Raw genomic sequence first — 12750 nt, 5'->3', positions numbered from 1 at the left:
TACCGTTAGGTACATTTCAAATCTTAATAAAACGAATAACTAAAATGATTTTCATGCACAAATCAATCCTATATAAACTCCTGTTTTTCGCTGTCATAATTTGCGGTTTATCTGTTAATGCGCAAGTTTTACGAAAGCGAACGACTTTACTTATGGGAGGACGTTTTGATATTACGATCGTGGCAAAAGACTCTCTTTCGGCAGAACAAAATATTGACGAAGTTATTGCGGAAATTACCAGAATCGAAAATTTAATATCTGATTGGAAACCGGATTCGCAAGTTTCGCAAGTCAATCAGAATGCGGGAATTAAACCTATCAAAGTCGATCGTGAGGTATTTGAACTGACCCAAAGAGCCATACAATTTTCTGAAGCTACAAAAGGCGGTTTTGATGTGAGTTTTGCCGCCATGGACAGAATCTGGAAATTTGACGGATCGATGACTGGAATGCCTTCGGCGGAAGCCATAAAAAAATCAGTTGAAAAAGTGGGATATAAAAATATCATTCTGGATTCGGTTCAATCGACCATTTTTCTAAAATTGAAAGGAATGAAAATTGGTTTTGGTGCTCTAGGCGAAGGATACGCAACCGATAGATGCCGAAATATGATGCTGGCAAAAGGTATAAAAGCCGGAATCGTAAACGGATCCGGAGATATGACTGCCTGGGGAAGACAGCCCAACGGTAAAGACTGGAATATTGGTATGACCAATCCGTTTCATCCTGATGAGTTATTTGCTGTAGTTCCTTTAAACAATGGCGCTGTAACTACTTCCGGAAGCTATGAAAAGTTTGTTGTTTTTAAGGGAAAACGCTACTCACACATTATAAATCCGGCAACAGGTTATCCAGCAACCGGATTGTGCAGCGTATCGGTTTTTGGTCCAAACGCTGAAACTGCTAATGGACTAAGCACTTCTCTAATGGTTTTAGGACAAAAGGAAGGCTTGCTTTTACTTAAAAAATATCCCCATTACAGTTGTGTCATGATTACCGATAACGGGAAATTAGTAAAATCGAAGAACTTCAAAATCAAAAAATTCAAAGCTAAGCTTTAGTCTTTTCAATCTTAGATTATTCATTGGAATTTTGATTGTGCTTTGTTTTAGGAATGTATTTCGCATATATAAAAACGGCCACCAAAACGATAAATGTTGCTGTTGCATACAAAATAGCCGGGCTGTAAAAATAAATAGCCGCAGCGCCCAGAGGAATCAACATATTATTGGCCGCCTGCAAGCTTTGATTCACCCCTTGTAATTTTCCCTGTTGGCTTTCGTCTACAGATTGTGATAATTTGGCGTTGTATGTTGGATCGAATAAACCTTCTCCGGAAATTATAAAGATTACACCAAGTGCAATAATGAATACTGACGGAATAAATATACTCAACAAGATTAATGCTAAACCAATTCCAAAACCAATTAAACCTGTGATTCCGATACTTTTTTCGTTACAGCGTTTCAATAACCAGGGTAGTAATACGGCGCGTGAAAAAATTTCGCAAATCCCAACAAGCGTTAGCATTGTGCCGATAAAGACAGGTCCCCATTTGTAAATATCTTTTAGAAAAATGGTAAAATTAAACTGGAAAACTCCTAATCCGGCATAGAAAAGAATGCCCAGTACTAGCAGTAACTTAATTTGTTTGAGACTAAAAATATCTTTAAAATGAGAAAAGACATTAAAACTATTAAGAGATAAATGTTGGATTCTTTTCTCCCGAGCCAAAGATTCCGGCAACAAAAAGTACGTCGCCAAACCAGAGAGAAATATCAGTGCGCCAGTAACAAAAAACGGCAACGAAAGGGAAATACCGCCTAACAATCCGCCCAATGCGGGACCTCCTAATTTGCCAATTCCCATGGCAGAACCAATATAACCAAACCATTTGGCTCTTTCTTTTGGTTCTGTAGTATCAGATATATAAGCAAATAAAATACTGATATTTCCTGCCGTAAGTCCGTCGATAATACGACCGAGGAAAAGAATCCACAATGCTCCTCCTATTCCGAATAATACATAGCCAATCACTGAGCCGAGTAAACTTAATATCAAAATATTTTTTCGTCCGTATCGATCGCTTAATGATCCAAAAATGGGTGCTGCAAAAAATGTACAGGCTGCAAATACCGACATGAGTGCGCTCATACCTACAACGATATGTTCCGAAGGAAGATATTTGCCTACAATAAACGGCAGCAGCGGTAATACAACCGACATGCCTATAGAATTCAGGAGTACAATCCCGATGATAATCCAAAATATGTGTTTTTTTGATTTTGTTTTCATATATAATAATTGAAAGACAAAATTCTAAAAAGCATGTTCTTTAGGATTGTACAAACGCGACAAAATCGTTGCTGATGGTCTGTTTTGCTTTTCGCGCAAATGCGCCCGGTGTGGTACCGCTGTAACGTTTAAATTCCCTACTGAGATGGGATTGATCTGTGTAACCTAATTCCTGGGCCAAACCGGCAATGTTAGTATCAGGAAAATGCCATAAATGATTGCGTACCTGTTCAAAACGCATCAAACCAGATACATCTTTTACGCTATGACCGGATGATTGCTTGAAGTTTCTTTCTAATGTACGAACTGTTGCATGAGCCGCCGACGCTACTTCGCTTACCGGAATAATTCCTTTGGCATTTCGCATGGCCAATCCTGCTTTAAACAACAAACTGTCAGGAGGAATTTGTGAGTGCGCATTCAAGAAAAACTGCTGAACTTGTGCAATCGCCTCTTCTATTTTATTGGCTTCAATTAGATCATTCAAACGCGATTGAAGCTGAGCAATAGGATGTTCGAAAATATGTACTCCGCCTTTACCCTTTCCTGATGGCAATCCGAGTAAATCAAAAACGGTCCAGGGAAAACATCGAATGGCAATAATCTCTAAACGATTATTGGAGTTTAAAATAACAGGCTGATTAAGCAACCCCATTATAAAAGGTGATGGTAACGGCTGTAAAACACCATTGTAGGAAACGCTGCAGGTACTTCCAAAATAAAAAATAATTTCGGCGTAACCATCAGGCATAACCTCAAAATTAGATGGCTCTTCAGCGGAGTCTCTTCTGTCGTACCAAAAACACTTAATGCTATCCTGCAACTCTTCACGAGGTTCGAATTCGAGATGGTGCAGTTTGTAATTAAGCATATAACAAGTTTAATGCAGACAAAGATAAAGAAGAATATATGAAAAAACCCGACCACATTATAGTTTGATTATTAAGCGAACTAGAAAGTTTGTCATCTCGACGAAGGAGAGATCACACTAGAAACTCGACAAAGATGGGCGAATATCTGAACGCAAATACGAGTGTGATCTCTCCTTTTTCGAGATCACAAGATTACGGAATCTGATTGCGAATAATTCAACATTAGAATTTCTAATGCAATTCTAATGATCTTCTAATTCGTTTATTTAGATTAAATATAAACAATAACATAAGTTTGCGCTCCTATTGGTAAGTAAAAAAATATGAGATTTTTAGTCGTTTTGTTTTTGTTTGTTCATGTTTCAGTTTGGTCTCAAAAGGGAAACATTTCAGGAAAAGTTACCTTTTCTCATAATGAACCCGCTTTGGGTGCTACAGTACTGGTATTAGGAACACAGAATTTTGCTGTTGCAGATCATAACGGAAACTTCGAAATCAAAGCAGTAGCTTACGGAAATTATACTTTAGAAATTTCCTCGACTGAGGGCAAAACTAAAACCCACACCATTCACGTACACCAGCCTTCTCATCATATTAGCATTGCTTTAGAAAAAAATGATCCTAAAGCTTTGAAAGAAGTTGTGATTCAGAAAACGACTGTAAAGAAAGAAATTATGGAGAAAGGTTTCTCTGTAAATGTCATAGAAACTCAGGAAGCGGCCAAACGTAATATTCAGACCAATGATCTTTTAGGGCAATCGGCTGGAGTTCGTATCAGACAAAACGGAGGTTTGGGATCGAGCATTAATTATAATTTGAACGGAATGTCGGGCAACGCCATTCGAATATTTATAGACGGAATTCCTATTTCTACTTATGGTTCTTCATTCAATTTAAATAGTATTCCGCCTGCATTAATCGAACGAATCGAAGTGTACAAAGGAGTAATTCCGGCACATTTGGCAGATGATGCTTTAGGAGGAGCCATAAATGTAATTTTGAAAAAAGGTGCTAAAAATACTCTGAATGCCTCGATATCTTACGGTTCGTTTAATACCACTCAATCCAACTTTAATACAACTTACCGCGATAAATCAGGTTTTACCTTAAAAGGTTCAGGGTTCTATAATTACTCTGATAACGATTATGAAATTTGGGGAAAATTCGCCTATAATATTGCACCTAACGGAGTTATGACACAAATTAAAGCCAAACGTTTTAATGATGCTTATCGTTCTTACGGAGGCCGTGTTGAAGCTGGTTTTACAGATGTAAAATGGGCCGATACTTTCTTAATTGGTTTTAATGCTTCTGATGATTACAACGAAATTCAGCACGGACAGGCGATGTCAAAGCCCTACAAAGGCCGGTTTACGGAAGCTGATGCGCAGGTTATAAGTATCAATTATGCTAAAAAAGATTTTATTGTAAAAGGGCTTGAATTCACCGTAAATTCTGTTTTTAGCCAACGAGCAGAAGTTTTAAACGATACGGTAAAATGGAATTACAATTGGTTTAACGAAAAAGCAATTGGTATTGATGGTCAGCATTTTTTATCACCAACCGGAGCGCAACAAGGTGCAGCTACAATTTTGCACATCAACAACAAAATATTCAGTACACGAGGCGGATTAAATTATACCTTAAACGATAATCACAAATTTGTATTCAGCAGTATGCTTTATTCGTTCGACAGGGATGATTATGATGAAATGAAGTCTGAAATGGAAAGAAATTTTCAGCAAAAACGGGATCTTCAAAAAAGTGTTCTATCCTTTGCTTACGAACTTCAGGCCTTTGATTCGCGCTTAAGAACCAATTTATTTGGTAAGCGCTATAACCAGAAAACAGAACAAAGAACCCCGCAGATCATTACTACAGGCGGACAGTCAGCAATAGTTGAAAAATTAGAGAATAATAATACTACTTTTTACGGTTACGGTTTTGCAGGATCTTATTTTGTTTTACCCAAATTGATGTTCTCTTTATCTGCAGAAAAAGCGATACGGCTTCCTTCAGAAAATGAAATTTTTGGTAATCCGGGCGAAAATCAAACCAGCAACAGCGCATTAAAACCTGAAGAAAGTGATAATCTCAATGTAGGATTACGTTTTGGCCCTTACATCATTAATCAGCATAAATTTAGTTTTGGAGGTTCCGGATTTTGGAGAAATTCCAAAGATAAAATCATTCGTGAGTTTAGTAATCGTCTTAATGAAGCTTTACAAACTACACCTTCTGTAAACTTAGGAACAGCCCAATCTTTAGGATATGAAGCTTCATTAGAATATTCATATAACAAACGATTATTTATCGGAATGAATATGTCTAAATTCAATTCACTCTTTAAAGATAAATACGATAAAAACGGGAAAATACTCGATTACTATAACAAGCAATATCCTAATGAGCCTTATTTTATTATTAACGGAAATGCTCAGTATAATTTTAAAAATGTTTTGCAGTCCAATTCTGAGCTGAATTTATATTACAATTTTACTTATGTGGGCGATTTTTTTACCACTTGGCAAGAAACTCAAATCGACAAAGTACCTTCTCAGTTTCCCCATGACTTAGGTTTGAGTTATACTTTCCCAAACAAAAAATACATTGTGAGCTTTGATGCCAAGAACATCACCAACGAACAGGTTTACGACAACTTTGGAGTTCAAAAACCGGGCGTAGCATTTTATCTGAAATTCAATTACATACTGAATAAGTTTTAAATCTATATAATTAATTTTTTTAAATACCATGAATATGAAAAAAAGTACATTTAAATTAATGGCATTGGTTTTGGTTTTTACCACATTTGCCTTAACGACAAGCTGCAGCAGTAATGATAATGAAGACCCGATAACCCCTACATTACCTGAAACGGAAAGCCGCTGGATAACCGTTGCAGGAGCCTTAATGCAAACTGCTCCCGGAGACGGGAATGGCGGTACTAAAGTTTTTTCTGTTAGTAAAGAAGATGCTAAAAACCCTAATATTTCGATCAACGTTTACGACAACGGAACTCCTGTACAATCGACCAGAACAGCTCGTTTACAATCATCTGTAGACGGAAGCACTCTTTTTAATATTACTTACACAGGTGCAAACGGTGGTGAGTTTATGACCTACAAAGTAAATGGCGGTAATAATTTTGCACAATCAGGAGCTACAGTAAACATCTCGCAATATGCCGGAACGTCACCAAGATGGACTAAACTTTTTGACGGAGATAAAACGGGTGTAGCGGTAAACGTTACTGCGCCGGTAATTGTAACTAATCCAGATAAAACGTACAAGCATACCAGAGGTTCTGCAACTGTACTAAGCTTAGATTTACAAAAAATATTAATTTCTGCTGCAAAACAATACGAAATTCCGTTAACTCCTGAAGAAGAAGCTCAAGGACATCATATCTTTCGTTTAGATGCTCCAACATTAAACAAAGCCGGAGATAAATTAATCATCGGAACATGGATGCGTAAAACAAATCCTCTTACCGCAGAAAATGAAACTGCATTTGAGCGTTTAGGTTCTAAATCTCTTGTGGTTGATTATCCGTCATTATTAAATCCGAAAATTATTACTTCTTCAGTAGGTTTTGGAGACACAAGCGGATACCGTAGTTTTAATAGTTTTGTGGCTAACGATGGTAACATTTATCAGGCTACACAAAGGGACACGAAAAATGGTTCATACATCTTAAGAATCAACCAAAGCAATGAATATGACAACTCTTATCTATTTAGTTTAGATACTGCTCTTGGAGTAAAAGGATCGTACATTGATGCCTGGAGATATGTAGGAAACGGAATTGCTTATGCCGTTTATACTCATGACGATGCTAACAATCAAGGATTTGTAGCAAGAATCGACCTTAATGCAAAAACAGCTAAAAAAGTAGAAGGAATTGCTTATGATGCTGATTTAGACTTTGGCCAGTACCAAGGGTTTGTAGTTGATAAAAATGAATTGTACATCGCAGTTACTCCGGTTGGTAAAGATGGAAACATTTATATCATTGATGCTGTAACCGGTGCTGTAACTAAAGGTGCTAAATTGGTTAACAAAGCCGGAAACCATTACATTGGTGTATTCTAAAAATAACAATAGCAGAAATGCAATTGCAAAAATGCTATTACTTGAGTTTTTTTTTAATTAGAACATTCCGCTTCATATTTTTGGAGCGGAATGTTTGTTTAATATTGAGTCTTAGGTTGGGAATTAACAGCAAAGAGTGCGCAAAGTTAATTTATAAGTTTTAATATTTTAATCTCGCAAACTCGCAAGGGCGCAACGTTTTTATCATTAATGACACTTCAGCATCTTAGCAAAATTAATTGCAAAATAAGAACATAAGGCTTAAAAAACTTTGCGACTCTGCGCTTTGCGAGATTATTTCAGCCCAATAAAAAAACCTTGCGCACTTTGCGGTAAAATATTAACCACAATAGATTTATAAACTTTGCGTTCTTTGCTGTAAAATTATGCTCAATGAAAACCAACCTTTACATCTTAAGTATCACAAGTAACAGAATCCCAATCCTGCTCCATATAATTAATCAGCCAGTTTAAGGCATATTGTCTTTCATAAACAATACCCGGATTAATCCCTTCAATTTCCCTGCCGTTGATTCTTTCGTCAACACAAGCCCAATTGAATCTGTAATACAAATCATTGGCGTCTAAAATTTCACTTTTAGATCGAATAGCAACTATCGAATCAATAAAAACATTGGGGTCTTTGTCCTGACCAACAGGATAATTATCAGGATCAATGTTTTCCAGATCACAAAACTCATCCGGAAAATCCAGTGTATCAATTTTATTCAAAGCCCACATTAAAACCCAGATTCCTTCGCATTTCCAGCTTTCATTTGCCTTTTTATCATCTGTTGGGTTGGCCAGAAATTCTTTCTCATTCCCGGTCGTAAAATCCCAAAGATTATAGTTTTGCAAATATTCTGTGGCTTCCTCAGGCGAAATACTATTAAACGCTACTAAATTTAGCACTGCCAGAGCACTCACCCTTTGGGCAATTTCTTTTGGTGTTCTTAAAGTTGTCTCCTCTTCAGATTCTATGCAAGGCAGGTTGCTGTTAATTTTGATATTATTTTCTTCCAGAATTTTTTCGTTATTCTCTTTTCTTTGCAACTGATCTCCTTTCAACTCATTCTGATCTCCATCAAAATAAACCGAGTTAATCCTAACATCTAATTCGTCGATTTCGCAATTTCCTTCAGTATCAATAATCAAATCTAAATTTTTGTCCAGAAAATGCTGTCCGCCCGATTTACTGATAACAGTATCAGGCTGAACAAACAAAACTGCATCAAGTGCGCTGGCGATATTTGCTATTATTGTTTTCAAATCGGCTACTTCTCCCACTTGCTGAATAATCGTAAATTCAGAATTTAAAGTTTCTATTTTTCGCAGAAACAAATTCTTAACTTTTTCATTTACAGTGGGCAATGCATATACAAAACCGTAAAGTCCTTTTAAATTCGCTGTTAGCGCAGAATCATCGATTTCAGGAATTTGATAAGAAGGCTCGGCTCTTTCGCGGTATAAAATTTTTATTTTTTGTGAAAAATCTAAATTACTTCCCTTAATTTCTAAGTCGATGATCTCAGACTCCTCTTCCTTACTTAGTGCGATGTCTGCTTTTGGGAAATTAGACAGTATTATTTCTTTAATATCATCAAACCCGGATTGGTGTGAGTAAATGGTACAAATCATGCTGTTATTTTCTATTTGTGATTAAATATTCAGGCGTATACAATTGGTTTATTTACGCTAATATAGGTTTATTTAAGTAAAAAATACAAACGTAATCAGGATGAAATTATGCGGTACAAAAAAAAGTTTCACGCAGATTTTACTGATTTGGGCAGATTAAAATTTAAGATTCTTTCCTTTCAATCAATCTTCATTCTCAGCTTCAATCCCTATTAAATGGGTGTGAAATATTTTTAATTGGCTTTCGCCGAAATTTACCACTATGCCTCTAAAAATTTAAAAATAAAATAAATCTTAAATTCTACAAATCTATCCCGTACTTTCCTGACGCTATTAAAATAAACCAATGAAATAGGCTTTCTTAACGAATCTGTTTTATTTTGTGGCAACGATCAACTTTATTTCCTTTTCTAAATAATTTTTTATAGATTTGTGTAATCGATTACATTTACATATATTAATCGATCGAAGTTCTTTTTTTCTGAATTATCAAAAAAACAAGGATCAATAAATGCATTTAGCAATAAAGTCTCTCTGTTAGGACTGAAATTTTTAACCATAATACAATTAGAATGAAAACTAACCCAATTAACTTTTTACGTATTGCTCTGGCGGTTATAATAGCAAGTTGTGCGCAAAACAGTATTGCTCAAAATTCAAAGTCTTATGACACTTACAAGAACATTGAATTCAAAATGGCTAAAGTCAAAGAACCTGTAATTCCAAAAAACAGCGTAAACCTAAAAGATTTTGGTGCAGTAAATGGCGGGTATGTTTTAAATACAAAGGCTTTCGCCGATGCTATAGATGCCGTTTCAAAAAAAGGCGGTGGAAAAGTTATTATTCCTCCGGGAATCTGGCTTACAGGTCCAATCTTATTAAAAAGTAATCTTGAACTTCATGCAGAGACAGGCGCGCTAATCATTTTCTCGCCCGATAAAAGTTTATATCCTATTATAGAAACCAGTTTTGAAGGATTGAATACCTGGAGATGTATCTCTCCTATTTATGGTAAAAACCTTCAGAACATTGCTTTTACCGGTAATGGTGTCTGGGACGGATCAGGAGAGGTTTGGAGACAAGTTAAAAAGAACAAACTAACCGATAGCCAATGGAAGAAAGTGATTGCTTCGGGCGGTGTTTTAAACAAAGATAAAACGAGCTGGTATCCGTCAGAAACTTTTATGAATGCTTCTAAAGGCGCTGATCAAAACGTACGTCTGGATTTAAAAACCAAAGAAGAGTTTGAAACCATTCATGATTTTTTACGTCCTGTAATGGTAAGTATTCAAAACAGTAAAAGAGTATTGTTTGATGGTCCGGTATTTCAAAATTCACCGGCCTGGAACATTCACCCTTTGATGGTCGAAGATTTAATTGTGCGTAATGTAACGGTTCGTAACCCTTGGTATTCTCAAAACGGAGATGGCCTTGATGTAGAATCCTGCAAAAATGTAATTATCGAAAACTCTAGTTTTGATGTTGGTGATGATGCCATTTGTATTAAATCAGGTAAAGATAAAGACGGACGTGATCGCGGCGTTCCCTGCGAAAATATCATCATCAAAAATAATATAGTGTATCATGGTCACGGAGGCGTAACTGTTGGAAGCGAAATGTCCAGTGGTGTAAAAAACATGCACGTATCTAATTGTACTTTTATGGGAACGGATGTTGGATTGCGTTTTAAAAGTAACCGCGGACGTGGCGGTGTGGTGGAGAATATCTTTATTTCGGATATTTTCATGACTAATATTCCTTCGCAGGCGATTTCATTCAATTTATATTATGGAGGAAAATCAATCGAAGAAACTTTGGCCGAAGGTGGAAACACATTAAGTTCTAAAGCGATGCCAGTGAACGAAGAAACGCCTCAGTTTAAAAATATTTCAATCAAAAATGTAACTATAAAAGGAGCTCAACAAGCTGTGTTTTTACAAGGTTTGCCTGAAATGAATCTTGAAAATATCGAAATTTCTAATCTGACAGGAAATGCAAAAAAAGGTTTTTCTATCATTGATGCTAACGGAATAAAAATAAGCAATGCTAAACTAGACATCGAAGAGACTACTGTATTTGAAATTTTCAATACTAAAAACATGTCTCTTAAAAATGTAGAATTCAATTCTACTTCTCCTAAAGCGATTACAGTTAATGGAGAAAACAGCCAGAATATAGAATTTGTTTCATCGGCTAATTTTAATCTTAGCAATAAAACTACAGTGGGAGAAACTGTTCCTAAAGGAGCCGTGAAGTTCTAAATTGATGTAATTCATAAAAAGGGTTGAGTCAGATACATTTTGATTCAACCCTTTTTAATTTTATAACTTCCGAAAATTTAGTCCAAACAAAACCATTCCTTCACATCTTCGGCAATCGTTTGCTGATTTACAACGCTTTCGAACTCATTATTTGATGGATTATAGCGATACACTTCCTGCCATTCTTCATAATTCATAGCTACTTTTTGTATCGCATCACAAATAAACAAAAGTTCTTCATTTGTCATTGTTGGATGTAATGATACACGAACCCAACCCGGTTTATTAATTAAATTTTTCTGAAGAAGTTCTTTTGTCATTGTTTTAGATTCCTCTTCATCAATACCCATCAAATAATGTGCGTAGGTACTTGCGCAGGACCATCCTCCACGAACCTGAATTCCGAAACGATCATTTAAAAGCCTGACAATTAAGTTGTAGTGTATTTTTTCGATAGTGAAAGAAACGCACCCTATTCTTTCCGTATTTAAATCACCCATAATTGATAATCCTTTTATTTTTTGAAGTTCCGAAAAACAGACATCCAATAATTCTTTTTCTCTGTTTTTCATGTTTTCAATTCCCATTTGGTTTTTCAATTCCAGACATAAAGCCGTTCGCATGACTTGCAGAAAACCCGGAGTTCCGCCATCTTCTTTTACTTCGATGGCATCACTATAATGATAACCGCCCCAGGGATTTGTGTATTTTACATTCCCTCCACCCGGATTATCGGGGAAATTTGCCTGATATAATTTTTCATTAAAAACCAAAATTCCGCAAGTTCCGGGGCCACCAAGAAATTTATGAGGAGAAAAGAATATCGCGTCTAGTTGCTCTTCAGGATTTTCGGGATGCATATCGATTTGAACATATGGCGCCGAAGCTGCAAAATCGACAAAACAAAAACCTCCATTTTGATGCATTATTTTTGCCAGTTCGTCATACGGCGTAATGATTCCTGTAACGTTTGAACATGCGGTAAATGAACCAATTTTCAGGGTTCTGTTGGCATACTTTTTAATTTCTTTTGACAATATTTCAGGATCAACCAGATTATTTTCATCTGCGGGCAAAATAACCACATCGGCAATGGTTTCATACCACGGAACCTGATTGGAATGATGCTCCATATGTGTGATAAAAATTACTGGCCTTTGATCATTAAAATTTAGTTTTACGTTGTAAATATTATCTTTAGCACGCAACCCCATAATACGTTGCAGCTTGGATAAAGCAGCGGTCATTCCGGTTCCCGTTGCTACAAGACAATCCTGATCATTTGCGTTTACATGTTTTTTGATTAGATCTCTGGCATGTTGATATGCATAGGTCGAAGCTTTGCCGGTTTCACTTGAAAACGAATGCGTATTGGCGATCATTGGACCTATCTTATTTAGTACAATATCTTCTATCGGAACATACAATCTTCCGCTGGCAATCCAATCGGCATATAATAGTTTTTGTGTACCATAAACCGATTCGAAAGTATGATGTACACCAATCATATTTCCTCTAAATTTAGAAAAATAAGATTCTAATGGACTTATTTCTGTTTTGTTTAAAATAGCATTCATTCTTTTATCTCT

8 protein-coding genes are annotated in these 12750 nt (G+C 36.1%); 4 read left to right on the top strand and 4 right to left on the bottom strand.

Annotated elements, in window-relative coordinates; genetic code table 11:
• Positions 1 to 53 precede the first annotated feature (53 nt).
• Complete coding sequence (locus GIY83_RS06360) at positions 54 to 1061, top strand: FAD:protein FMN transferase (RefSeq protein ID WP_194616146.1); 1008 nt, start codon at positions 54 to 56, stop codon at positions 1059 to 1061.
• Positions 1062 to 1077: 16 nt separating this feature from the next.
• On the opposite strand, the gene GIY83_RS06355 is transcribed toward GIY83_RS06360, so the two are convergent.
• Positions 1078 to 2295, bottom strand: coding sequence for an MFS transporter (locus GIY83_RS06355; protein ID WP_208685820.1), 1218 nt, complete (start codon positions 2293 to 2295; stop codon positions 1078 to 1080).
• A 40-nt stretch (positions 2296 to 2335) separates the two neighbouring features.
• On the bottom strand, positions 2336 to 3166 hold the full coding sequence (locus tag GIY83_RS06350) for a helix-turn-helix domain-containing protein (RefSeq protein ID WP_194616148.1): 831 nt from the start codon (positions 3164 to 3166) through the stop codon (positions 2336 to 2338).
• Positions 3167 to 3490: 324 nt separating this feature from the next.
• Here GIY83_RS06350 and GIY83_RS06345 point away from each other — a divergent pair, with 324 nt between their 5' ends.
• Entirely contained in the window at positions 3491 to 5893 is a 2403-nt protein-coding gene (locus GIY83_RS06345) for a TonB-dependent receptor domain-containing protein (RefSeq protein WP_208685818.1), read from the top strand.
• A gap of 34 nt (positions 5894 to 5927) precedes the next feature.
• The gene (locus tag GIY83_RS06340; RefSeq protein ID WP_208685815.1) at positions 5928 to 7262 is read left to right on the top strand and encodes a hypothetical protein; all 1335 of its coding nucleotides are present in this window, start codon (positions 5928 to 5930) and stop codon (positions 7260 to 7262) included.
• Between the two features lie 414 nt (positions 7263 to 7676).
• On the opposite strand, the gene GIY83_RS06335 is transcribed toward GIY83_RS06340, so the two are convergent.
• On the bottom strand, positions 7677 to 8900 hold the full coding sequence (locus GIY83_RS06335) for a DUF4272 domain-containing protein (RefSeq protein WP_208685813.1): 1224 nt from the start codon (positions 8898 to 8900) through the stop codon (positions 7677 to 7679).
• A 572-nt stretch (positions 8901 to 9472) separates the two neighbouring features.
• On the opposite strand from GIY83_RS06335, the gene GIY83_RS06330 reads away from it, so the two are divergent.
• A complete protein-coding gene (locus tag GIY83_RS06330; protein ID WP_208685811.1) occupies positions 9473 to 11161 on the top strand; it encodes a glycoside hydrolase family 28 protein in 1689 nt (562 codons plus the stop codon).
• Between the two features lie 77 nt (positions 11162 to 11238).
• On the opposite strand, the gene GIY83_RS06325 is transcribed toward GIY83_RS06330, so the two are convergent.
• The gene (locus GIY83_RS06325) at positions 11239 to 12738 is read right to left on the bottom strand and encodes an aminotransferase class V-fold PLP-dependent enzyme (protein WP_208685801.1); all 1500 of its coding nucleotides are present in this window, start codon (positions 12736 to 12738) and stop codon (positions 11239 to 11241) included.
• Positions 12739 to 12750: the final 12 nt, after the last annotated feature.

This window comes from Flavobacterium sp. SLB02, assembly GCF_009664855.1.
Taxonomy (GTDB): Bacteria; Bacteroidota; Bacteroidia; order Flavobacteriales; family Flavobacteriaceae; genus Flavobacterium.
The sequence above is the reverse complement of the archived record's forward strand: the minus strand, read 5'-3'. Positions and strand labels throughout refer to the sequence as shown.